We start from the raw sequence: 23,172 nt of genomic DNA on the forward strand, positions 1-23,172 counted from the left end.
GCGCGCCGCTGCGCAGAGCAGCGTCAGTGTAGTAGAAGAGGCTAGGCCAGTCGGAGCTCTTTTCGTGGCCACTCACCACGCCGTTGTCACGCGCTTTGCGGCCATCTGTCCGAGACCATGGCCGACGTTCGGACTCGCCCGGCGCGACTCTCCTGGTCAGCCGCGGAAATCCCGCGGGCAGGCAGCGGACACGGCTTCAGCACGGCCTTGAGGCATTTGCCGGCTTCAAGATCCTCGACGGCCTGGTTGATGTCCATCAGGGAGTAAGTGTCGATCAGCCGATCCACCGGGAACCGGCCCTGACCGTGGAGTTCGAGCAGCTGCGGGATCAATCCATCGGGCCGGCTATCGCCCCAAGTCACTCCTGTCACGGTCCGCCCGGGCAGCAGCAGGTTGGTCATGTCGATGGACAGCTCGGCACCCGCGGGACCGAGACCGAGGATGGCGCAGGTGCCGAGTGGCGCAAGGCTGTAGACCGCTTGCCGCGCGACCTCCGGTACCGCGGTGGTCTCCACGGTGTAGGCGACACCGCCATCGGTCATCGTCTGAATGGCGCTGATCGGGTTGACCCGGCCTGCGTCGATAAGGTGCGTCGCGCCGAGTTCCCGGGCGAGGTCGAGACGGTCCGGCTGCACGTCGACCGCGATGATCTTGGAGCAACCGACCAGCCGCGCGGCCATCACGGAGGCCATGCCGACCGCTCCCACACCGAACACCGCGATGGCCGAGCCGGCCTCCGGACGCAACCGGTTGATCACGGCTCCGGCGCCCGTCTGGATTCCGCAGCCGATCGGCCCGGCCTTCTCCAGGTCGGTGTCGTCGGCGACCCGCACGATGCTGCGCTCGCTGGCGATGGCGTGCGTGGCGAACGACGACTGGCTGATGAAGAACCCGTGCATCTCATCGCGCTCCTCGTCGCAATGCAGGGCATTGGTCCCGTCCGGCCTGCTGCCGCTGACGTTGCGCTCCAGCAGCTCGATGCAATAGGCGGGGTGGCCGCTCTCGCAGTAACGACAGCGACCACAGGACCCGAAGGTCATGACAACCTTGTCGCCGGGGCGCACCTTGGTGACGTCCGCGCCGACCCGCGCCACCACACCGGCGCCTTCGTGCCCGAGCACCGCCGGCAGCGGAATCCGCATCCACTGGTCCCGGAGCGAGATGTCGGTCCGGCAGAGCCCTACGACGTGCACCTCGACGAGAACCTCGTCCGGCCGCGGTTGATCCAGCTCAAGTTCTTCGAGCATGAACGGCTGCCCCTCGTCCCTGGCGACAGCAGCGGTAACGCGCATCCCGGCCTCCTTGGAGATTCTCGCCCGGGCGGTCGGGCGGCCGCCCGGGCGGATTCGAGTGCTGCTAACCGACCAGGGCGTTCGGGCCGAACACGTGCGTTGGCCGCGCAGGACGCCGAACCGTCTTCGGAGATCGGTGCCGACTCGCCCCGGACGAAGCCCCGGAACCTGTGTCGGCGGCACGGCTCATCGACGGATGATGAGCGGTGTTCCAGCCTCATGACCGGCCCCTTTGCCTTGGTCTCGCGCTCTGGAAACACCACGTTAATCATTCCGGTATGGTGCCGGTCACGGGTAGAACTACGTGGTTTTGCCGACCGGCGGAGGCGACCGGACGATCTACGAGGCATAGGCGGGTGTTCTCGTCAATCCGCCGTCAGTGGCACGACATTCCGGGGCGCGACATTTCCGCCTCGCTTCGGCGGGACCGCGTAGCGGAAGACGGCCGCTGGACACGGCCGTCTTCCGCGAATGCTTGTGCCGCAAGGGCATCCCGGAACCAGGGACAGCTCCGGGCGGGGTTCAACGCTGTTCGGATAGCAGTGCACCCGCTCCGATCTCGACGCAGACGGAACAGGCCGTGAACTCCTCTTCCCGCGCCTCGACCAGCGTCAGCCACTGCACCTGCTTTCCCCGCACCAGGCGGCATTCGCCGGAGTGGAACCGCTTGCGGCCGGGCACCACGCCGACCATCGCGTCGTCGTCCAGCCGCTGCCCGGTCGATAGCGCCACGAAGATCTCGCGGGACGGCTCGGCCGCCGAATCCGGTCCGGCCGCTGCCCCGGACCGCGCTGCGGCGGCATCGCCGGACGCCTCCACATCCTCCGCGGAATCAGGGAGTTCGCCATTATCCGCGGATTCGCCATCGCCAGCGGCTTCCTGCCCCCTGAGCTGCCTGCGCCGCCATACCGAGGCCACCACCAGCACCAGACCGGCGGCCGACAACGCTAGCGCTACGTACACCAGCACGATCTGCTCCAACAGCCACCCGGCGGCGAGGCAACCACCCGATACCACGGCCAGCACGAGAGCCAGCATGTCGTTCCTCCTTCTACAGTGACGTGACGTCTTGCGGTCGGAAGTCCGGTCAGAACGATTTCTTGATCGCTGTCCTGTCAGCCACGAAAGCCGCACGCAAATCATTCTGAAAGGACTGGCCAGCGGTGGTTACTCGCCCTGCGCCGCTCTGGCCGGGGACGCGTCCGGGTCCGCGGGCCGGTATTCGGGTGCGTACGTGACGTCGGCGTCCTTGATCCGCTGGGTGAGGAAACCGTTCCAGACCTTTAGCTTCGCGTCGTTGTCCAGCTTGCCCTTGATGGCGTCCCGGACCTGCTCGAACGAGACGGGCGTCGAGGGGTGCACTTCGCCGACCTTGCCGACGTTCCAGCCCTGCTGGGTTTGCACCGGCCCGAACACCGCTCCGGCCGGTGCCGCGAAGGCGGCCTTCGCGTAGCCGGGATCGAGTTGGTCGGCCTGCACGTCACCGAGCGAGCCGCCCTTGTCCTTGGTGCTGCCGTCGACGGAGAACTGCGCGGCGAGGGCGCCGAAGTCGCTGCCCCCGTTCGCCTGCTCCGCGATCTGCTGGGCCTGTGCCATATCCGGCACGACGATGTTGGCGACGCCGCGCTGCTCCGGAGTGACCATCTGCGCGCGGTTCTGGTCGTAGTAGCGCTGCGCGTCGGCGTCGGTGACCGGTTTGACCGGCTCGGTCACCTTGCCGAACAGCCGGGCGCTGGCCTGCTGGCGTTTGATCTCGTCGAGGACGTTCTGTTCGGAGACGCCCCGGGCCCCGAGCTCCTGGATGAAGGCACGGCGGTCACCACCACTGTTTTCCTTGATCATCTTGTCGAGCTGGTCGCTCGCGGCCTTGTCCGCGACGACGATGCCGTGCTCGGCGGCGGCTCGGTCCACCACGTCGCTGACCACCAGCGCCTTCGCCACCGCCCGGTTGAACTTGTCGACTCCCGCGGGGTCCGGCGGCCGCTGCAACCCGTAGAGGAACTCCATCAAGGCGACCCGCTGCTGGAGCTGCTGCTTCGTGACCAGGACGCCGGATGAGCGGAAGGCCGCGTCCGCGGGCAGCGCCTCCGCCGCGTGCATGGCGGTCTTCGCACCGGATCCACCGACGACCACCAACAGCATCGCGACGACGACGCCCGCTCGATAACCGGTAAGGCGGAACACCGAACGCCTGCCCAGTTGCTCGGCGAAGCGGCCGAGGACACCCCGGTTGAGCCAGGTGGGCATACGGGTCTTCATGAACGAACCTCCGAGAGTTCCGTATCGGCAACGCGGACTTCGGGAGCCTGCACCTGCTTGCGCGCGGCCGGCGGCGTCAGCCGCACGACGGCGAGAGCGGCCAGGTACGACAGCAGTACCGTCACCGCCAACGTGAGCCCGAAGTCGCGGAGCAGGGCGATCTTCGAGGGGACGAGGGCCAGGTATCCGACCACCGAGGTGACACACGCCCACGCGACCACCCGCCGCAACACGGCCGATCGTTTCCGCTGGTCATCGGCAAGCAGCACGGTGAACTCGCACGCGGTCACCGTGGCCAGCGAGCCGAGCGCGATCGTCAGCGGGCTCAGCGGTTCACCGACCAGCCACAGCCCGGCAACGGTCCACCCGGTCGCCATCGCGGCGGCTGCCATCGCGCGCAGCGCGTCCCGCCGGTGGCCGCGCAGCCCGACGAGCAGGACCGCACCGGCAGCGGCGATCCCGACCAGGTTGTCCAGGTAGCGGTGCTGCGAGATCTGTTCGTAAGCGCGGGCCGCGGACACCGGCAGCCCTACGACGTCCACCTGCGTTCCGCCGGGCGGCGGCGGTAGCGCCGCGCGCATCTCGTCGAGCAGCTCGGTCTGATTGCCGAGGTCCTGGAACTTCAGCCCGAACGTCAAGACCGCCTGCTTCCCTTCGGAGCTGAACACCGCGCTGGTCAGGTACGGCGGCAACAACTGCAGCCCGGCTGAGATCTGCTCCGGGCTCGGCTCGGGACCGAGGAAGCTCAGCAGGTCGGGAGCGGTGAGGATCGGCCGGACCTGGTCCCCGTAGCGGGACACGACCACGTCCTGCGCCCGGTACATCCACCCCAGCGCTTCCGGACTCCGCACGTCCATTCCCCGAAGCACGATGCTGACCTCACCGGAGGAACCCAGGACCTGCTCGGCGTACCGGGCGTTCTCCAGCTCGGGCAACCCGCGGGCGGCATCCTCCGGATTGGCTTGGACGTCGAGCGTCGCCAGCGAGGCCCAGCCCATCACTGCGACCGCCACCAGGCTTCCGAGCGCGGTCCAGCGCAAGCCGGGGCGCCGCAAACCGACCGCCGTCGGACGCTGTGGTGCCTCGGGCTTCGCATCGGACTGGGCATGCGGGTCAGGCTTGGCATTCGCATCGGACCGGGCCTTGCGGCCGACCAGCAGGGTGACGCCGACCGTGAACACCACGCCGAGCGCCAGGGCCAGACCGAGTTGCCGGACGAACGGCAACGGCGATGCGGCCAGCGAGGCGAACGCGACAGCGCTCGCGGCCGAGACGACCAGCACACGACGCCGGTTCGCGGACGCGGCGAGGTACAGCGAGAACGAGCTGCCGATGCCCATCAGCAGCGGCAGCAGCGCGGCCGCCCCGAAGGAGATGGGCACACCGGACAGCCCGAACACCGCCAGGGTCAGCGCGCTTCCGATGACCGCGGCCAGCATCGGCCACAACTTGCGGAACAGGCTGGAACCGGGCGAGGCCAGCAGGAAGCGCAGCAGGATCACCAACGCGGCCAAGCCCGCCAGCAACGGAATCTCGGCTGTGACCGCGCTGGTCAGCGAGGAGGTGATGGCAGGAACGCCGGTCACGGTCGTCTTGGTCGTGTCGAGCCCAGCAGCTCCGACCGCGTCCCGCACCCCCGCGACCAGGTTCTTCGTACCGGCCTCGTCGAGATCCTGACGCGGCCGGACCAGCACGGCGACGCTGTTGTCCTTCGGCACCACGAAATGCCAGCGCGCCCGGGGCTTTCCCTCCTCGTCGAAGATGACGTTCTTGACGAAGTCCGGGTTCTTGGTGGTGGGCAGACCACCGGGAAGCCCCCTGACCAGCAGCGTTCCGTAGCGGCGGTCGAAGTCGGCGGTGGCGGCGCCACCGGCCTCGCGGACCGACGACTCGGACTCTCCGCGGGCACGAGCCGCGGCTTCGGCGCGGGCGCGCAATCCGTCGCGGGTGCCGCTGAGGGTCGCGAGCAGGTTCTGCGAAGAGATCGCGAGCTGGTTCATCACCGTGCCTGGGCCGTAAACGGTGGCCACGTCCGGCAGTCGCGACAGATTCCCTTCGAGCTTCATCAGCTTCTCAAGCTGCTGGTCGCCGAGGAGCAGGTGCCCGGGTTCCTTCGACTCCAGGACGACGGCCACGGGATTCCCGCCGAACGACCGGGCGTGTTCGTCCAGGCGTTGCACGCTGGGATCTCTACTGGGCAGGAACGACTCCACAGTGGTCTCGACGCGCAGTTTCAGCAGCCCGGCCACGGTGCTGCCTGCGATGCCGAGAATGACCAGGCACACCACCAGTTTTCGCGCGGTGATCCGCCGTCCGCCGTTCCCGGACCCCGCGGCGGGCCGCCGGATCACTTCGAGGAGATTCCGGAACCGTGCCCGGGATGCCAGCAACAACCGCATCGCTCCCGACCCACCCCTTTCCCGTCGCGTCGATCTCTCGTGACGGGGGACACAGTACCTCGGTGAACCGCCAATGACAACATTGGAAGCAACTCAGTTTCCATACTTGTGGAGTTTCTCTCCATGCCCGAAAACCGAGAGAGCGGACGGATGGGCAAGCTTTTGAACAGGCATTATGTCTAACCTGCCGCACCAGAACTGGGACTGGGAAGATCGCGCCGATGACGCGAACGCACCCGTTGTCAAACGTTCCACTATGGACGGAAGCATGGAAACTCCGGGGTCGGCGGGTCCGACGACCCGCACCGCCCCGGAGGTTCCGGAGATCAACCCGTCCCGGCCGTCAGTTCGGCCACTGGTGCAACTTGGTGAAGTCGCGCCCCTCGGGCGAGACGCTCTGCCCCGGAGCGGGGTACGGGTTGCTGTTCGTCAGCACATCGGGCAGCGGTGCCGGCACACCCTTGACGATGGCCTCGCTGCCCTCGTCGGGCAGGAGCCGGAAGAAGTGAATCCCGGCCTCGTCCGTGTACTGGAAGATCGAACCGAAGTTGGCGAAGAACGCACCGAGCTCCGGGCCGTAGGGCTTCAAGTACGACAGCATCGGGTTGAGGTTGGTCATCGCGGTACGTGCCTGGGGCACGAGGTTGCTCACGTCCTGTGCCGTCGCCGGGACCCGGTCCAATGTGCCCGGTGCCCGGTGCAGCGTGCCGGTCAGATCGGGCAGTAGCCCGCGCAGATCCTCGGTGGTCTGCGGAAGTTGCTCCAGGGCCGTGTTGAGGGACGGCGCGGCCTCCTTGAGGTCCGCAGCGACCGGTCCGACGGAGGTGGACAGCTCCTTGAGTTTGCCCGTGGCCTGTTGCGTGCTCGACAGCACCCCGGGCAGCTTGCGCACCGACGAGGCCAGGTTCTCCTGCTGACCGCTGGTGGCAGAGGTCAGCTGCTGGGCATTGCGCACCAGCGAGGCGATCTGCCCCTTTCCAGTGTCGAGCGCGTCCAGCACGTCCGTGGTCTGCTGCGCCAGCACTTTCAGGTCCTGCGACTGCGCCGAGATGGCGTCCACTGCGGTGTAGCCCTCCCGTCCCAGCTGGCCGAGACCGGTCATGGCGCCGTCCACGTCCTCCTTCGTACCGGTGGTGCCCTCGCCCGCGGTGCGGATCACACCGCTGAGCGCCTCCCGGGTCTTCGGATCGAGGCTGTGGACGACATCGCGCAGTTGCACGCCCCGTTCAACGGACTCCGGCACGATCCTGCTGCCGCTCGGCATCTCCTTCCCATTGCCATCGACGATGTCGATGTAGGACTCACCGGCGATGGACTTCGCCCCGATCCGGGCCTTGACCTTGGCACCTTCGTGCAACGGCGCCGCGTCCTGGTCCAGGTGCACCACGACCAACGCCTTGCCACCCACTTGCTCGACGCTGTCAATACCGCCGACGGTGACGCCGGCGATCTTCACGTCGCCGACGGGAATCGCGTTGTCCACATCGTTCACTTCGAAGGAGACCGTGTAGGATTTCGAGTTCGCCAGTGGGTTGGTCGCGCCTGCCTTGTCCAGCAGGTATCCCATGTAGATCATCGAGAGGACGAAGAAGACGCCCAGGACGACGAGTTTGCCCGCAGTGCCTTGGAAGAACTTCATCAGTCGCCCCCTGTGTTTCCGCCGTGGGTACCAGGCAGCACACCCGCATCCGGTAGCGGAACCGCCACGTGACCCCGGATGAACCCGCCATTGGCGTCGGAAAGGCTGAACGCCCCGTTGGTGTTGAAGATGAACGCCTGCAGATCGTTGAGGTAGGACACGAGCAATTCGGAGTCCGGTCCCAGATCTCGGGCGACCGGCTGGAGGTCGCCCAAGGCCGTGTGCGCTTGGTCCACCATCGGCCGGAGATCCTGGACGACCGGTCGCGCGGCGGACACGACGGGCCGTGCCGCCTGCACCGTGCTTCCCAGGTTGTCGACGGTGCCGTTGACCTTGCGCAGCACCTCCGGCAGCCGGCCCGACGCGGCGTTGAGGTTGTCCAGCGCCGGGTTCAGCTGACCGGTCAACCCGTTGACGCCGTCCATCGCGCGCTTGAGCTCGCCGGTCGTGTCCGGCAGCTGCGCGATCGCGGACTGGACGTCCGCATTGTGCTCGGACAGCACCGACAGCGTCTGCTCGCTGGCGTTCATCAGCTCGGTGAGCCGCCGGTCGTTGCGGCCGACCGCCCCGCTGATCTGGGACAACGCGGTCACCAGCTCGGCGATGTTCTGACGCCGGGTCTGCAGATTCTGCAGTACCGGCTTGAACCGTAGCAACGTGGCGTCCGCGGCGTTGAGGCCGGCTGGCAGATTCTGCGGCGCGTTCGCCAGCGCCACGTCGGAGGTGGACAGCAGGTTGGTCACCGCTTTCCTGCTGCGCTCATCGAGGTGGTTGAGCACTTCGTCGGGCTGCCTCGGGCGCTCCGTCTGGCTCGCCGGAATGACGCCCTTCGGCGGCAGTGCCGGAGCTGGCGGACCGCCCGGGTTGATCTCCACATACATCTCGTTGAGCGGGTTGGTCGGTCGCAGGACCAAACGCGCGTTGCGATAGACCTCGTACCCGGGTTCCAGCGACAATGTCAGCCGCGCCTTGCCGTCCCGGGTGACCTCGCTGCCGGTCACCTGTCCGACCTCGACCCCGGCGATGCGCACCTTGGGCTGCTGGTCCGGGCTCACCGCGGGAACCTGCTCGAACTCGGCCGCGATCTGGTAACGCTCCGACCAGGGCGGCAGGAACCGCTGATTGGACAAGATCACCGACGAGCTGACCACACCGAGGACGATCACCACTGTCAGCGCGAGCAGGTTGCGTCCCAGGCCCGGAACCGTTCGGATCCGCTCCCAGATCCTGCTGAATGAGAGCTTTTTTGTCACGGTCGGCTCCTAATTCCCTTGAGGCTGGGGCGCGCCGGGCTCGGGCAGGATCTGGTCCTGCCCGGGAGACGTCGCCGGTACCGGGGCGAAGTCGTCGCCGGAGTCGTCCGGCGGCGGCAGCACCTTCAGCCCCTCGGGCAACAACCCCAGCGACTGCAGAAACTGCGCCGTGCCGGGGTTCTTACCGCCCACGGAGGAAACTCCAGCACCGAGCGCGAGACCAAGCATCCGTCCGTTCTTGTTGCCGTACTTCGACAGGTTCGCGGTGTGCGCGGCGAGGTATCCGACCTCCTCGTAGAGCTTGTGGCCGGTACCTCCATTGCCCTCGTAGGCTCCGGTGCCCTTCCACGGCGACATCACGGCGTTCGCGATCGGCCCGTTGATCCGGTCCAGCACCGGCCCGCGCACGAGATCGAGCGTCGAGGTGGCTCGGTCCGCGGTGGGTACCAGCTGGTCGACCACAGGCTGCGCGTCCTGCAACAGCGGCCGGAGTTCAGCCACCAACGGCCGGGCCTCGCGCAGGACCGGATCGGCCTCGGCCAGCACCGGACCCAGCTCCTGCACGGCGGGCCTGGCGTTGCCGGCCGTGTCCGTCAACCGGTTCAGGCTGCCGTGCAGCTCGTCCAGCCCCCTCCGCGTGCTGGTCAGCGTCTCTGGAAGAGCGGTGATCGAGTCGGTCAGCGGCCGGCGCACCGTGGACAACGTCGCGCTGACGTCACCGAGCGAGTCGATGGTGTGCCCGAGCTGCCCGTCCCGGTCGGTCAGCGTGACGGCGATCGCGTCGACGTCCGGCACGATTCCGTACAGATCCTGACCCGGGCGCGTACCCCGCGCACCGGAGAGGACCTCTCCCGCCGGGCCGAGCGTCTGCGGCGCATGTTCCAAGACGTTGCCCAGGTTCTCGCCGGCACCGGCGCGCAGGGACTCGTCCGTCAGCCGCGTCGTGTTCCGGATGCTGTCCTGAGCTCGCCCAGGTATCGCGGCGAGGATCTTGTCGAGTTCGGTGGGAACGCTGGTGCGCTCGGAGGGGATGGGTTCGCCGTCGTACTGCCCGTGCCCATCGCCTTGCTTGAGTTCGATGTAGTAGTTGCCGCCGAGCAGCGTCGTCGGCCGGATGATCGCGGACGGCGCACTACCCAGCTTGTCCGTCGTGGCACCCCAGACCTTCATCGATACCAACGCTTTTTCGCCCTCGTCCTGCTCCACATCGGTCACCGTGCCGACGACGACACCGGCCATCTTCACCTCTGACTTGGCAGGCACCAGCCGGTACTGGCGGTCGAACTCGGCCTGGACCTCGTCTCCGGAGGACAGCGTGGTGCCGATCCGCTCCTTCTGGTACACGCCGAACAGCACCACGAGAACCGCCACCAGCAGGACCGCCCCGATGGCCAGGGGTGAGCCGAACCTGCGCCTCTTCGCGGACATCATTGGCCACCTCCGGTGAGAATGTTCGGCAGCAGTCCGGTGCGCTGCTTGTAGACCTCACCGGGCGCCGGGTAGGGGTCTTGCCCTTGCAGCGGGTCCTTGAGCAGGCCACCGTCGGCGATGGCAGGCCCTTGCGCTGCCACCCCGACGCGAGCGCCGTGCACGCCCGGCGCGACCGAGGTGGACACCATGCTCTCGATGTTCCGGAAGAAGGCGACTACCTCGGGGCTGTATTGCGCCAGCGTGTTAACCGGCGGAGCGGCGTCGGTCAACGCACGGGACAGCGGCGGTACCAGCGGACGCGCGTCTGCCACCGTCTGGGTCAGGTCCTCGACCGCGGGCTCGGCCTTGTCGGCCACGCCGGGAACCATGTCCAACGGCTTCCGGCCCTCGCGCAATACCCCGCGCACGTCGGGGGTCGCCGATCCCAGCGCCGAGGCACCGGAGCGGATGTCAGACACCGCGGAGCGGACATCGCCCAGCGGCTCGTCCAGCGAGTCGAGGCCGGTACGGGCCTCATTCAGCGTCGCGGGCAGCGCCTTGAGGCTGTCTTGCAGCGGCGCTCCGCGGTCCACGGCGGCGGCCCCGGCCGTGTCGCCGACCTCCCGCACGAGATCCGCCAGTTCCCGCTCCCGGCCGTTCAGCGAGCCCACCAGATCGTCGGCGCGGTGCAACAGCCCGGGCAGATCCGTCTGCGGATCGCTCAACGTTTCCGACGTGTTGCCGAGTCCGCGCAGGATTTCAGGAGCTTTGGCGGCCATGTCGTTGATATCCTGACCGTGCCCCGCTCCCCCGCTCCCGACCTCGCGGAGGGTGCCGGTCAGCGCCTCGCGGGTCTTCGGATCAAGCGCATCCAGCACGTTGTCGAGATCGGCCGAGCCAACGTTGCGTTCCGCCGGGATCGTCTGACCGCCGAGCCGGCCGGACTCTTGATGCCCGCGGTCGATCTCCACGAACTTCTTGGCCAGCGCCGACTGGTCCCAGATCTGGGCCCTGGCGTCCTTGTAGACCGGCACCCGCCCGTCCAGTTCCAAGGTCACCACGGCATGTCCGTTCTCGTAGCTCAGGTCCGACACTTCCCCGATCCGGGAGCTGTTCTCCCGGACGTCGTTGCCCACCTTCAGCGAGGCACCGACGTGATCGAACTCGGCCCGGACCGTCGTCACCGGCGTTCCGGGCAGACCCGAGCTGGCCGTGACCCCGACGAACACGAACCCGCCCAGGACGACCAAGCCGACCAGACCGGCCAGGAACGACCGAGTCGTCGGTCGTGACACCGCTGCCATCAGCGTCCTCCAAGAAGTTGGTCGACCAGCGCGGTCTCCTGCGAGAGTTCGAGCCCCGTCGCGCTGCCATCACCGTTGGCCGCCGGGCCGCCGGGCGCCGGAGCGTCCGGCTTCAAGCCGCCGTCCTCCGGAGAACCGGTAAGCCCGGGGATGCTCGGCAACCCCGGGAGTGGCGGGGGCACACCGGGAACTCCCGGGATCGGTAGTTCCGGCGCCGGGCGCGGACCGGGCTGCCCCGGCGGACCGACTCCCACACCGGGGTACTGCAGCAAGCTCTGCGGCGTCGTCACCACGAATGCGCGGAAGTAGTTGCCCAAGCCGTCCCGGCCGTTGGTGGACATCGCCCAGTACTTGATGAAGTCCAGCGCCGTGCCCATCGCCGGCGTCAGATCGCCGACCAGCCGGTGCGCGGAGGAACTCACCCCCGGAAGTTGCTCCACACCGGGTTTGAGTTCCCGGACGGCAGGCGCGGCCTGGTCGAGCAGCGCCTTGCCCTTGTCCAACACCGGCGGCAGGGAAGCAAGCGCCGGATCCGCGGCGTCGGCGAACTTGTCCAGCTCGTCGGTGATCTCCGTCAGGTTGTCGGTCACCGGCCGGACGTCACGCAACGCGGGCGTGGCCTGTTCGGCGACCCCGGATACTTCGGAGAGCACGTTCCTGGCCTTTTCCAGGGTTCCGGGAAGCTGAGCCAGCGAGTCCTTTGTGGCTTGTCGCTGAGCGGCCACCGACGCCAGCAACTGCTTGCCGGACTCCACCGCCTTATCGAGGTTCCCGCCGTTCTGCTCGGCCAGCGCCTTGGCGACCGGGCTCGTGCGATCCACGAGCTGTCCGAGCACCTCGTTCTGCTGCTCCAGCACGGACCCCAGCCGCTGGGTGTCCTGCAACGCCGGGGCCAGCGCCTTGAGAGCCTCGTCGATGTTGGCGCCCTGCCCGGCCGTACCTTCGCCCAGGGTGGTGACCAGGGCGGCGAGCGCGGTGCTGGAAGGATCGTCGAGCGAGTTGAGCACCTCGTCAAGGTCCACCGCACGGGTGGCGCGGTCCGCACGGATCTCCATCGGCTCCGGCAGCTCAGGAGCCCCGGGCGAACCGCGGTTGAGGTCGATGAACCGCTCGCCGAGCAACGTCACCGGGCGGATCTTCGCGCTCGCGTCGCTGTGCAGGGGAAGCACTGAACGGTCGATGCGCATCTTGACCGCCGCTTGACCGTTGCGCAGCTCGATGGACTCGATTTGGCCGACTTCGACGCCGTCGAGCCGGACGAGGTTCCCCGGGATCATCGGACTGGCGTTGGCGAACATCACCGTCAACGGGACGTCCTTGTCCTCGTCGAAGCGCGTCACGGCGACCCCGGTGGCCACCACGGTGGCGACCGCGGCGAGCACCAGTCCGATCCGAATTCCGGCGTGCTTGAAGAATCTCATCGGGGTGCACTCCCATTCGCGTCGACCCAGGCTTGACCGGATGCCATACCCGGCGCGGGACGCGAGTTCGGCCCGCCCTTGAGGCCCACGTTCGCTCCGGGGTTGTCGTCGAGGACGCTCGGACTGACTTGAACCGCCCCGTGGAAGTAGTGGCCTTGCGAGTCGTAGTTCGCGAACGCCGCGCTCCAGTTGCTCAGCCAGCCCATGAGGTCCGGGGTGTAGGGCCGGAGGAACTGCACGGCTGGGTTGAGCTGGTCCAACGCCTGGGTCACGCCGGGCACCGTGCCGTGGGCGCTGTCCAGCAGGTCGGGCGTGCGCTGCAGCAACTCATTCGCGGAGGTCAACGTCGGTCGCAGATCGCTGATCGCTGGCCGCAGATCCCGCAACAGCGGACTCAGGTTTTGCGACACCGACTTCAGCTGCTGAGTCGCTGGCCGCAGATCCCGCAACAGCGGCACCGTTTCGTCGACTGCTTCGGGAACACCGTCCATCGTCCGCTTCGCTGAGTCCAATGTGGACGGTAGCTCGCCCAATGCCTGCTTCAGTTGCTGTTGCTCGGCGGACATCGTGCCGGTGGCAGCGGTCAGATCGCGCACGATCTTTTCGAGTTCCGCCTGCCTGCCCGCCACCGGCTCCATCATCGTCCGCAGGTCGCGGATAAGGCGCTGGATCGCCGGGCCGTCCTGCCCTACGGCCTTCAGAACCTCGCCGAGTTCCTGGACCGCGGGCCCGGCAGCGTTGAGTGTCGCCTGGATGTCCTGCGGATGATCTTTTAGCTGCTGATTCAGCTGTTGCACGGTGGATTTCACGTGTTTGCGGGTGGGGCCATCGAGTGCGGCCAGCACCTGTTCCAGCTCGACCTGCTCGGAGCCGGCTTGCACGAGGCTTCCGGACGGAATCTCGGGGTTGCCCTCCGGCCCGGGTAGCAGCCTGATCACGCGCTCGCCGAGCAGGCCCCGCCATTCGATCTGTGCTTTGGTTCCCGAGTACAGCGGTGCGTGGTCGTCGTCAACCGATACCGTCACCAACGCCTTGCCATCCCGGGCTTGCAGCCCGGTGACCTCGCCGACCGCCTTCCCGTCGACCTCGACCCGCGATCCTTCCAGGAGGTTCGCCGCGTTGGGCATAACCAGCTGGAGCTCGTAGTCGTCGCTGCCCGCCGCCCAGGCGAACCCGCCGAGGGCGAGAGCCGCGACGACCACGGCGGCTCCCCACTTCACCACTCGGCGCATCTCAATCCATTCCCAATGGGCCGACCGAGTCCCCGGCGAGGAATTGCCGCACGAACGGATCGTCCGACGCGAATGCTTCCGCCGCGGGCCCGTAGTACACCACACGCCCCTGCCAGATCAGGCCGACGTAATCGCTCACCTTCCGTGCCGTCCTGATGTCGTGGGTGACCACGACATAGGTGCCCCGATCCTCGCTGTGAATCTTGAGAATCACATCGTTGAGCAAGCTGGTGCGGACCGGGTCGAGCCCCGAGTCCGGCTCGTCGAACAGCACGATCTCCGGATTCAGCACCAGCGCCCTGGCGAAGCCGGCACGCTTTTTCATGCCACCTGAAATCTCGCTGGGGAATTTCTTCCACGCTGCTTCCAGGCCGACCTCTTTGAGTCGGTAGGTGACAATCTCGCCAACATCCTTCTCGGGCATTTCGGTGTGCTTGCGAAGCGGGAACGCCACATTGTCGTACACGTTCATGGAGCCGAACAGGGCCCCGTCCTGGAACAGCACACCGAACCGCTTGCGCAGCTTGGCCCGTTCCCGCTCCTCGATTCGCCAGATGTCCTTCCCGAACACGCTGACCATGCCGGCATCCGGTTCCAGCAGGCCCACCATGTGCTTGAGCAGAACACTCTTTCCGGTGCCCGAGGGGCCGAGGATCGTGGTGATCGCACCCGGCTTGAAATCCAGGCTCAGACCATTCATCACCTGGAAAGAACCGAAGGACTTGTACACATCGCGCACCGACGCGATCTTCCCGTCACCGTTCGCTTCGGCACTCACCGCCGACGACATGACTTCGGTGTCTTGTAAATCCATCAAAGACTCCTCAACTCAGCCACGTTTCCCTAATTGGCAATCGGCGTCTGGATCGTGGTGCCGAAGAAGAACTGGTACAGGATGGCAGCCGCAGCGCTGACGATGATCATGTTGACCATCATCGACTTCGCCGTATTGACCCCGACTCCGACAGGACCACCGGACGAGGTGTAGCCGTAATAGCAGCCGACCAGAGTGATCAAGGTGGCCAGGATCATCGCCCAGATCAGCGCATACAATAGGTCGATCGGCGCCTGGAAGGACCAGAAGATGTTGGTGTAAGCACCAGGAGAAGTGGTGTCGAGCATCAGCTGGGTGACCGTCCAGGAACCGATGAACTGACATCCCATCCCGGTCAGGAACAAGAACGGTGCCGTGATCCACATGGCCCAGAGCCTGGTGCCGGCCAGGTAGGCGCGGGAGTGGATGCCCATCACTTCCAGCGCGTCGATCTCGTCGCTGATGCGCATCGATCCGATCTCCGCGACGTAGCCGCAGCCGACCTTCGCCGCAAGAATCCAGCCCCACATCGAGGTACCGTCGGCCTTCAGGTCACCGACGGCGTTGAAGACCCCGACGTAGTCCGACGCGCCGAACTGGTCGAGGATGTAGCTGCCCTGCAGTCCCGTCTCCCCGCCGATGGCGAACGCCATGAACCAGATGACCAGGCTGCTCGACCGGATGAGAATCGCCGACTGCCGGATGACCTCGGACAGGTAGAGGCCGATGGCGAGTGGCATCTCCACCAATACCCGGGCGCTGAACGAGGCGATGTTCCCAACGGTGGTGAACGTAGTAAAGAACAAGATGGGCGGACGTTTCCGCTGTTCCGACCCGCGCCAGCGCAGAACGTTGCGCGGAGCCGGCTGCGCGCTTTGGATGGCCATCCGGGATTCCTTATCTCAGCATCATCAGGTTGGGGTTCAACCCCTGAGCAATGGCGTTGAAGAAGAAGTTGAACACCCACACCAGCGCGAAGGAGATGACGACCGCCTGGTTGACGGCACGGCCGACGCCTTCCGGGCCACCGCCGGCGTTGAGCCCCTTGTAACTGCAGACGACGCCGATCATCAACCCGCTCAGCAGCGTCTTCAGTTCCGCGCCCCAAATGTCGGCGGCGTAGAGGTTGTGGAACATGCTGTCCATGTAGGCGCCCGATGTGGTGTCCCCTAGCGCACCCACCGCCAGCAGGCCGAGGAAGATACCTACGAACGACGCGAGGAAGTTCAGCAGAGCACACAAGATTGCGGTCGAGATCACCCGCGGAACCACCAGCATCCGGATCGGATCGAGCCCCAGAACTTTGAGGGCGTCGAGTTCTTCCCTGGCCTTGCGGGCTCCCAGGTCCGAGGTGATGGAGGTACCGATGACACCGGCCACAACCATCCCGACCATCCAGGTGGCGATCTCGCGGATGTCCGCCATCACCCAGAAGGACCCCATCCGGTTCGCCGCGCCGAGTAGCACCAGCAATCCGACGCCCATGACGCAGATAAGGAATCCGAACCCCGCCATGGAGAACGTCGCCGGCCAGAAGCAGAGCTTCAGCGCGGCGTACATCTCATCGACGGTGTCCTTCCAATACCCGCGCGGGTAGCGGACGGCGCTGTAGACGACCTTGCCGAGCAGCTGGCACATCTGCCCGATCTCCAGCACGACGTTGCGCACCGGCCCGGGGACGGACCCGACGGCCCGGTCCACCGTCCGCGACCCCGACTTCTCGCCTTTGTCCACAGTGGTCATTCGTGCTCCCTGATAATCGCCGCGGGAAATCCTGAGCACGGCCGACCGCGCCCGGAAGGGTGTGCTGGTCCGTGGTGCAGGCGCGAGGGCTGCAGGCGGCGGATCGGCGCGCTCATCTACTTCACCGCGTCGACCAGATCTTCGCGCCCGGCGTCGCGCAAGATCTTCTCGTAGGTGGCGAACAGCGGTTTGGTGTACGGCAAGATCTTCATAACGGCCGACACCTTGCCCTTGTTGCGGATCTGGCCCTTGGCCATCGCCAGCGCGACGTTGACCTTGCCGAGCCAGAAGCGATGCGCGACATCGGCTTCCATGTCGAGTTCAGCATCGATCGCGCTGGTGACCTTGGTGTCGTCGTTCTCGCCGAGCTGCACGACGCCCTCGCCGAAATCGATCACGATCATCGACGTCGGATCAGTCTGGTTCAGCTTGAGCACCGAGCCCACCTTGCGGAGCTTGGGACCGAGTTCCGGGTCCTCCATGCTCACTTTGAAGATCCGTCCGACGTACTGGTAGACCTCGGATTCGTCCTTGAAAACGCCCATGATTGGCATCCCTGCTTCGGTTGCGGCAGTCAGTTCGGGGTCCGGAGACCGATCAGTCCTCGTGCAGCGAGATCGCTCGTTCCGGGCAGACGTCGACCGCCTTGCGGGCGTCCTCCGCCAAGTCAGGGCCGACTTCGTCGACGAGGACGAAGGAGGCCCCCTCGTCGTCCACGTCGAACAGGTCCGGTGCACGCGCGACACACCGCGCGTGGCCCGAGCACTTGTCCGGGTCGATCGAAAGACGCATCAGGCGGCACTCCAGGGCTCGAAGGTCACCGGCAGCTTCTTCACGCCCCAGGTGTTCCCGGTGTGCCACACCGCTTCCTGCCCCGGAGTAACGTCGTAGCGCGGCACCCGCGCCAGGAATTCCTGCAAGAAAACCTTCAGCTCCAGTCGAGCGAGGTGGGCGCCCAGGCAGCGGTGGATGCCCGAGCCGAACCCGAGGTGGCGGTTGGGCGACCGGTCGAGCACCAGCTCGTCCGGGTTCTCGAACTCCTCGGGATCGTGGTTCGCGGATGGCCACAGCAGCAGCATCCGGTCGCCCTCCTCGAGGTCCTGCCCCAGGAAGGTGCACTTCTCCGCGACGTTGCGGGCGACGCCCGGCTGCGGCGGCATGAAGCGGATCAGCTCTTCGATGGCAAGGTCCAGCTTGCCGGGATCGTCGACGATGTTCTCGAACTGGGTGCGCACCTCGGGCTGTTCGGCGAACATCAGCAGCAGCCGACTAAGCACGCTCGCCGTGGTGTCGAACCCGGCCGGTACCAGCACCAGGCAGAAGCCGAAGATCTCGTCGTCCTCCAAGCGCTCGCCTTCGATCTCGGCCTGGTCCAGATCACTGATCAGGTCGGTGCCATACCCGTTGATCCGGAGGTTCTCCAACATCTCGGCGAAGTACTTCTGGCAGTGCAGGCCCGCTTCCAGCGCGCGCTCCGTGTTCTCGTCATCGCTGCACTCGGGGTCGGGCTGCAACAAGATGAGGAACTGGTCCTTGAGCATGTCCCAGTCCTTCTTCGGAACACCCAGGTACAGCTCCAGAATCGCCCGCAGCGGCAGCGGCACGGCGACTTCCTTGGCCAGGTCCACCTCGGTGGCGCCGCGGAAACCGTCGATGATGCTGGTGATCATCTCGCGCATCTGCGGCTCGATGTTCGCCACCGACTTCGGGCTGAACTGCCGTCCGACCAGCGCCCGGTAGTTGCGGTGGCGCGGCGGGTCGGCCTCGATCGGGATCATCGGAGTCGGGTTGCCGAACGGCGGAATCGTCACCGGGAACGACGAGAAGGACTCCGGCTGGTGGGACGCTTCGTAAACGTCCTTGTAGCGCGACAGCGCGTAGAAGCCGCCGTGCTCCGAGCTGTGCGCGACAGGGCAGGACTTCCGCATCTCCGCGAAGAGTTCCTGCGAGTGCTCCTGGCTTTCCTTACTGTGCAGGCTGAATCGCCCGATCAGCTCGCGGAGCCGACTTTCGTCCAGGCGCGGCGCCTGCTTGCTGACACTGTCTGGAGAGCTCAATATGACCGTCCTCTTCCGTGGTGGTGGTGCGATCGCGACCGCCAGCCGATGGATGCCGACGCGCAGTGAAGACGGGCGACGCGGTGGTCGCCGATCACTCCGATGACGGACAGGAGGTGCGCACGCCGGGCCGGTCCGCGGCTGGCCACTCCGGGTCAGGACCCCGAGAGACACCTCACATGTGACACACATGGGAACGTAATACTTACTTGTGTATATAGTCAAGTTGCGTGTCGCACATTCGCGACGACGACTCCGGCCGCGGCTGAGCCGCTCCGGTCCCCGGCACCTGCGACCGCCCTCGCCGAGCTGTCATCGCAGCCCATCCGGCCCCACTGCGGTCAACGGGACCGCGCCGCCCCCACCCGGAGCGCCACATCCGCCGGCGCGATCACTCCGGCGAGCCGCGACACGCATAGTCGACACAGTTGGCTGTTCGGACGCTTCTGGTGTAGCCCTTAAGAGTGTGCCACCAGCTCATGCCGAGAAGTCACGGCAAAACCAGCACCGCCGCAGCCGTGCGCGCAGCGACCGCGGCGCACCCCCTCGTCCGCGCGGACTAAAGTGGTCACCGGCAGGGCCGTTCGCTCCTCGCCCGGCAGAGACAGCTCCTGCCACCTGCAAACTCGCCGACCGGCGGCCGACAGGAACGGCGTCCCGACGACCCGAACGACACTCCGGTCGGCCGCGACCGTGGAAGGACCCGTGATGGTGCAATCGAGTCGACGCACGTCGGCGGACAACGGGCCGTCGGCCAAACCGGCCGCGCGGCCCGCGGTCACGACGGGCAGCGCCCGTTCCATGCTGATCACCGTGCTGGGCGAGCTGGTGCACCCCAACGAGCAACCGGTCTGGACGTCGTCGCTGCTGTACATGCTCGTCGGCATGGGGATCGAACAGCGCACGGCGCGGCAGGCGATCTCCCGGGCCTCGGCGTCGGGCTGGATCATCGGTCACCGCCAGGGCCGCGAAGTGCGCTGGGAACTGACCGAGAACGGCAAGCAGCTGATGGACGAAGGCGCCAAGCGCGTTTACTCGTTGCACGCCGACTCCGGCTCGTGGGACGGGAACTGGCTGATCCTGCTGGTCACCATCCCGGAAGCGCAGCGTTCGATGCGCAAGACGCTCTACACCGCGCTGGACTGGGAAGGGTTCGGCAACCCGACCCCGGGAGTCTGGGTCTCCCCGCACATCGATCGCGAGACCCAGGCCCGCAGGGTTATTGACGAACTCGACTTGAAGGCGTCCACCCTCGCGTTCATCGGGAAGGCGAGCGACATTGGCCAGACCGAGCAAGAGATCGTCTCCCTCGCCTGGGATCTCGACGAGGTCACCGAGAAGTACGAGGAGCTGCTGATCCGCTACAGCGGCTTGCAGCCCGCCCAGGGCGACCCGCTGCTGTTCACCCACGTGAAGCTGGTCAACGAATGGCAGCGATTCCCCTTCATGGACCCGCAACTGCCAGCCGAACTGCTGCCGAACTGGATCGGCAGGCGGGCCGCGGTGCTGTTCCACCAGCTCCGCTCGGCGTGGTACGAGGACGCCCAGCAGCGGTGGCGCGAGGTGGTCAAGGAGACTTCCCCGAGCTGAAGCCCCTTCGAGTCGTGCTGTGCCGCGGTGCGGGTCGCGGAACCTCGGACCCTGTCCCGGAACTTGTTCGACACGTTCTCACCGCGGACGCGGCCGGGCGGGGTGGCTCCGCGCCACCGCGCCCGGGCCGTCCCGCACTCGCTCCGGACTACACCAACTTCAGAACGGGCTTGACGGTCTTGCCCGACTCCGCGTCCTCGCACGCCTTGTTGATGTCCTCGAACTCGTAAGCGGTGATCAACCGGTCGTAGGGGAACCGGCCCTGCTTGTTGAGCTCGATCATCTGCGGGATGAACTCGTCCGGCCGGGCGTCGCCCTCGGTGACGCCGGTGAGGGTGCGCCCGGCCATCAGGAATTCGAGCATGTCGACCTGGATCTCGGTGCCCGCGGTTCCGAAGCCCAGAGTCGCGCAGGTCCCCTTCAGCGCCAGGCAACCGACCGCCTGGCGCACGACGGAGGTCACCGCGGTCGTGTCCACCGAGAAGTCCGCCCCGCGCCCGGTGATGCCCTGGATCTCGGCCACCACGTCCTCGCTGCTCTTCGCGTTGATCGTGTGGGTGGCGCCGAGTTCTTCGGCCAGCGCCAGCCGTTCCGGTACCAGGTCGACGGCGATGATCTTCGTGCAGCCGGCGACCCTGGCCGCCATCAGCGCGGCCAGTCCGACCGCGCCGACGCCGAAGACCACCAGGCTGCTGCCCGCCTGCGGCTTCAGCCGGTTGAGCACCGTGCCCGCGCCGGTCTGGATGCCGCAGCCCAGCGGGCCCACGATGGACAGGTCGGTCCCTTGGTCCAGCTTGACGGTGTTGCTCTCCAGCGCGATCGCGTACGTGGCGAACGAGGACTGGCTGAAGAAGAAACCGTTCACGTCCCCGCCCTTGCCGTGCAGGGGGGTCGTGCCGTCCGTCCGGGCGCCCGCGACGTTGCGCAGGACGAACTGCTCGCAGTAGCTGGAGTCGCCGCGGTTGCACATGGTGCAGGTGCCGCAGGACCCGTAGCTCAGCACGACCTTGTCACCCGGTTCGACCTTGGTGACGTCCTTGCCGACGGCCTCGACCACACCGGCACCTTCGTGCCCCAGCACGAGCGGCAGCGGCACCGGCAACCACTGGTTGCGCACGCCGATGTCGGTGTGACAAACGCCGGTCGAGTGCACCTTGACCAGGATCTCGTCGGCACGAGGTTCGTCGAGTTCGAGTTCCTCGAGCTGGAACGGTTTCTCCGCCTCGCGGACGACCGCAGCAGTGATCTGCATGAACACTCCCTGAAAGTAGAAGGTGGGTGGCAGCGCCGGGTGTCAGCCCGGGAGGTAGATGGACTTCAGCTGCTGGTAGCCCGCCAGCGCCTCCGGGCCGAACTCGCGGCCGATACCGCTGGCCTTGACACCGCCGAACGGCGCGTTGAGATCGATGACGTAGCCGTTCACGCCGATCGTCCCGGTCTGCACCTGGCGAGCGAGATTCATCGCGCGCTCCGAATCCGTCGACCAGACGCTGCCGCCAAGCCCGTACTCGGAATCGTTCGCGATCTTCACCGCTTCGTCGTCGCCGTCGTACTTGATCACCGACAGCACCGGGCCGAAAATCTCCTCCCGGGCGACCGTCGCCGAGTTGTCGACGTCCGCGAAAATCGTGGGCTCCACGAACCAGCCCCGGTCGATACCGGCCGGCCTGCCGCCGCCGAGCGCGACCTTGGAGCCTTCGGCTCGTCCCTGGGCGATATAGCCCTCGACCCGGTCGCGATGCTCGGCCGAGGCGAGCGGACCGAGTTCGGTCGTCGGATCAAGCGGGTCGCCGATCTTCAACCCCGACAGCGAGGTGGTCAGCGCGTCGACGACCTCGTCGTAGCGGCTGCGGGGGGCGAGAATGCGGGTGCACGCCATGCAGGTCTGGCCGTTGTTGGCCAGCGAGGCGAAGAACAGGCCGTCGGTGACCTTTTTCAGGTCGGCGTCGTCGAGGATGACTGCTGCGGACTTGCCGCCGAGCTCCAGGTTGACAGGACGCATCAGGCGCCCGCAGTTCTCCGCGATCGTCCGGCCCGCCGCCGTGGAGCCGGTGAACGCGACCTTGTCGATGCCGGGGTGCTTGACCAGGTAGTCGCCGAGCTCACGGCCACCCGGCACCCAGTTGATCACGCCGGGCGGAACACCCGCCTCTTCGGCGGCTTCCGCGAGGATGAAGCTGTCCAGCACCGTTCCCGGCGACGGCTTGAGCACCAGCGTGCATCCGGCGGCCAGCGCAGGACCGATCTTGGTGACCGCGAGCAATACCGGGTAATTCCACGGAACGATCCCGGCTACGACACCGATCGGTGCGCGCTGCACGAGCGTGTCAAATCCCAGCGGAGACGGGCGCCGCTCCTCGAACTCCGCCGAGGCGGCCAGGCCCGCGTAGTAACGCAGCAGCGCCACCACATAACCGCCCTCGAACTGCTCGCTCAAGCTGACCGGCATCCCGTTCTGCAGGCTGACCGTCCGAGTCAGCTGCTCGGAACGCTTCTCCAACGCGTCCGCGAACCTGTCGAGCACCGCGGCGCGCTCGGCCGGGGCCGTGGTGGCCCAGCCGGAATCGTCGAAAACCCGGCGAGCGGCCTGGACCGCGCGGTCCACATCGGCGTTCGCGGCTTCCGGCACGCTCCCCAGTGATTCCTCAGTCGTCGCGTTGACCACCTGGATCCGGCGATCGGTGGCGGGCGAAACCCAACTGCCGTCGATGAAAAGACCGTCATGGACCACTGCCATGGTCAGCTCCTTTGCTGTGACC

19 protein-coding genes are annotated in these 23,172 nt (G+C 66.8%); 1 reads left to right on the plus strand and 18 read right to left on the minus strand.

Going from position 1 to position 23,172, the window contains the following annotated elements; genetic code table 11:
* Window positions 1–86: 86 nt before the first annotated feature.
* The 16 genes from INP57_RS26615 to INP57_RS26690 form a co-directional block, all read right to left on the minus strand.
* Window positions 87–1,292: an NAD(P)-dependent alcohol dehydrogenase gene (locus INP57_RS26615; protein WP_200073106.1), complete on the minus strand. Its 1,206-nt coding sequence runs from the start codon at window positions 1,290–1,292 to the stop codon at window positions 87–89.
* 522 nt (window positions 1,293–1,814) lie between these two features.
* Window positions 1,815–2,330, minus strand: coding sequence for a hypothetical protein (locus tag INP57_RS26620; protein WP_200073107.1), 516 nt, complete (start codon window positions 2,328–2,330; stop codon window positions 1,815–1,817).
* 129 nt (window positions 2,331–2,459) lie between these two features.
* Entirely contained in the window at window positions 2,460–3,551 is a 1,092-nt protein-coding gene (locus INP57_RS26625; RefSeq protein WP_200073108.1) for a peptidyl-prolyl cis-trans isomerase, read from the minus strand.
* On the minus strand, window positions 3,548–5,902 hold the full coding sequence (locus INP57_RS26630) for an RND transporter family protein (protein WP_307850299.1): 2,355 nt from the start codon (window positions 5,900–5,902) through the stop codon (window positions 3,548–3,550). The genes INP57_RS26625 and INP57_RS26630 overlap by 4 nt, the downstream gene beginning before the upstream one ends.
* Before the next feature lie 391 nt (window positions 5,903–6,293).
* The gene (locus INP57_RS26635) at window positions 6,294–7,589 is read right to left on the minus strand and encodes an MlaD family protein (RefSeq protein WP_200073110.1); all 1,296 of its coding nucleotides are present in this window, start codon (window positions 7,587–7,589) and stop codon (window positions 6,294–6,296) included.
* Window positions 7,589–8,842, minus strand: a complete 1,254-nt coding sequence (locus INP57_RS26640) for an MlaD family protein (RefSeq protein WP_200073111.1) — start codon at window positions 8,840–8,842, stop codon at window positions 7,589–7,591. Before INP57_RS26640 ends, INP57_RS26635 begins: the two co-directional genes overlap by 1 nt.
* A 9-nt stretch (window positions 8,843–8,851) precedes the next feature.
* The gene (locus INP57_RS26645) at window positions 8,852–10,270 is read right to left on the minus strand and encodes an MlaD family protein (RefSeq protein WP_200073112.1); all 1,419 of its coding nucleotides are present in this window, start codon (window positions 10,268–10,270) and stop codon (window positions 8,852–8,854) included.
* Window positions 10,270–11,556 (minus strand): MlaD family protein, encoded by a 1,287-nt coding sequence (locus INP57_RS26650; RefSeq protein WP_200073113.1) that lies wholly within the window; start codon window positions 11,554–11,556, stop codon window positions 10,270–10,272. The genes INP57_RS26645 and INP57_RS26650 overlap by 1 nt, the downstream gene beginning before the upstream one ends.
* Window positions 11,556–12,977 carry an MlaD family protein gene (locus INP57_RS26655; protein ID WP_200073114.1) on the minus strand — a complete coding sequence of 474 codons (1,422 nt, stop codon included), beginning with the start codon at window positions 12,975–12,977 and terminating at the stop codon, window positions 11,556–11,558. Before INP57_RS26655 ends, INP57_RS26650 begins: the two co-directional genes overlap by 1 nt.
* Window positions 12,974–14,179: an MlaD family protein gene (locus tag INP57_RS26660; protein WP_200073115.1), complete on the minus strand. Its 1,206-nt coding sequence runs from the start codon at window positions 14,177–14,179 to the stop codon at window positions 12,974–12,976. Before INP57_RS26660 ends, INP57_RS26655 begins: the two co-directional genes overlap by 4 nt.
* Window positions 14,180–14,210: 31 nt before the next feature.
* Entirely contained in the window at window positions 14,211–14,999 is a 789-nt protein-coding gene (locus INP57_RS26665) for an ABC transporter ATP-binding protein (protein WP_233628353.1), read from the minus strand.
* Between the two features lie 53 nt (window positions 15,000–15,052).
* Window positions 15,053–15,910 carry an ABC transporter permease gene (locus INP57_RS26670; RefSeq protein WP_233628337.1) on the minus strand — a complete coding sequence of 286 codons (858 nt, stop codon included), beginning with the start codon at window positions 15,908–15,910 and terminating at the stop codon, window positions 15,053–15,055.
* A 10-nt stretch (window positions 15,911–15,920) separates the two neighbouring features.
* Window positions 15,921–16,766: an MlaE family ABC transporter permease gene (locus INP57_RS26675; protein WP_233628338.1), complete on the minus strand. Its 846-nt coding sequence runs from the start codon at window positions 16,764–16,766 to the stop codon at window positions 15,921–15,923.
* A gap of 116 nt (window positions 16,767–16,882) precedes the next feature.
* Entirely contained in the window at window positions 16,883–17,311 is a 429-nt protein-coding gene (locus INP57_RS26680; RefSeq protein ID WP_200073117.1) for an SCP2 sterol-binding domain-containing protein, read from the minus strand.
* A gap of 52 nt (window positions 17,312–17,363) precedes the next feature.
* Window positions 17,364–17,558: a ferredoxin gene (locus INP57_RS26685; RefSeq protein WP_200073118.1), complete on the minus strand. Its 195-nt coding sequence runs from the start codon at window positions 17,556–17,558 to the stop codon at window positions 17,364–17,366.
* Entirely contained in the window at window positions 17,558–18,823 is a 1,266-nt protein-coding gene (locus INP57_RS26690) for a cytochrome P450 (protein WP_200073119.1), read from the minus strand. The genes INP57_RS26685 and INP57_RS26690 overlap by 1 nt, the downstream gene beginning before the upstream one ends.
* A 708-nt stretch (window positions 18,824–19,531) precedes the next feature.
* Here INP57_RS26690 and INP57_RS26695 point away from each other — a divergent pair.
* Window positions 19,532–20,413: a PaaX family transcriptional regulator gene (locus INP57_RS26695; RefSeq protein ID WP_200073120.1), complete on the plus strand. Its 882-nt coding sequence runs from the start codon at window positions 19,532–19,534 to the stop codon at window positions 20,411–20,413.
* Between the two features lie 148 nt (window positions 20,414–20,561).
* On the opposite strand, the gene INP57_RS26700 is transcribed toward INP57_RS26695, so the two are convergent.
* Both INP57_RS26700 and INP57_RS26705 read right to left on the minus strand, forming a co-directional pair.
* Window positions 20,562–21,665, minus strand: a complete 1,104-nt coding sequence (locus INP57_RS26700) for an NAD(P)-dependent alcohol dehydrogenase (RefSeq protein WP_200073121.1) — start codon at window positions 21,663–21,665, stop codon at window positions 20,562–20,564.
* 42 nt (window positions 21,666–21,707) lie between these two features.
* The gene (locus INP57_RS26705) at window positions 21,708–23,150 is read right to left on the minus strand and encodes an aldehyde dehydrogenase (RefSeq protein WP_200073122.1); all 1,443 of its coding nucleotides are present in this window, start codon (window positions 23,148–23,150) and stop codon (window positions 21,708–21,710) included.
* Between the last annotated feature and the right edge of the window lie 22 nt (window positions 23,151–23,172).

It is taken from the genome of Saccharopolyspora galaxeae, assembly GCF_016526145.1.
GTDB lineage: Bacteria > Actinomycetota > Actinomycetes > Mycobacteriales > Pseudonocardiaceae > Saccharopolyspora_C > Saccharopolyspora_C galaxeae.

Coding starts and splice junctions, on each gene's coding strand:
- INP57_RS26695 (WP_200073120.1), top strand. CDS start 19,532: ATGGTGCAATCGAGTCGACGCACGTCGGCGGACAACGGGCCGTCGGCC.
- INP57_RS26635 (WP_200073110.1), bottom strand. CDS start 7,589: ATGAAGTTCTTCCAAGGCACTGCGGGCAAACTCGTCGTCCTGGGCGTC.
- INP57_RS26620 (WP_200073107.1), bottom strand. CDS start 2,330: ATGCTGGCTCTCGTGCTGGCCGTGGTATCGGGTGGTTGCCTCGCCGCC.
- INP57_RS26675 (WP_233628338.1), bottom strand. CDS start 16,766: ATGACCACTGTGGACAAAGGCGAGAAGTCGGGGTCGCGGACGGTGGAC.
- INP57_RS26615 (WP_200073106.1), bottom strand. CDS start 1,292: ATGCGCGTTACCGCTGCTGTCGCCAGGGACGAGGGGCAGCCGTTCATG.
- INP57_RS26665 (WP_233628353.1), bottom strand. CDS start 14,999: ATGTCGTCGGCGGTGAGTGCCGAAGCGAACGGTGACGGGAAGATCGCG.
- INP57_RS26650 (WP_200073113.1), bottom strand. CDS start 11,556: ATGGCAGCGGTGTCACGACCGACGACTCGGTCGTTCCTGGCCGGTCTG.
- INP57_RS26670 (WP_233628337.1), bottom strand. CDS start 15,910: ATGGCCATCCAAAGCGCGCAGCCGGCTCCGCGCAACGTTCTGCGCTGG.
- INP57_RS26680 (WP_200073117.1), bottom strand. CDS start 17,311: ATGGGCGTTTTCAAGGACGAATCCGAGGTCTACCAGTACGTCGGACGG.
- INP57_RS26655 (WP_200073114.1), bottom strand. CDS start 12,977: ATGAGATTCTTCAAGCACGCCGGAATTCGGATCGGACTGGTGCTCGCC.
- INP57_RS26685 (WP_200073118.1), bottom strand. CDS start 17,558: ATGCGTCTTTCGATCGACCCGGACAAGTGCTCGGGCCACGCGCGGTGT.
- INP57_RS26705 (WP_200073122.1), bottom strand. CDS start 23,150: ATGGCAGTGGTCCATGACGGTCTTTTCATCGACGGCAGTTGGGTTTCG.
- INP57_RS26625 (WP_200073108.1), bottom strand. CDS start 3,551: ATGAAGACCCGTATGCCCACCTGGCTCAACCGGGGTGTCCTCGGCCGC.
- INP57_RS26700 (WP_200073121.1), bottom strand. CDS start 21,665: ATGCAGATCACTGCTGCGGTCGTCCGCGAGGCGGAGAAACCGTTCCAG.
- INP57_RS26645 (WP_200073112.1), bottom strand. CDS start 10,270: ATGTCCGCGAAGAGGCGCAGGTTCGGCTCACCCCTGGCCATCGGGGCG.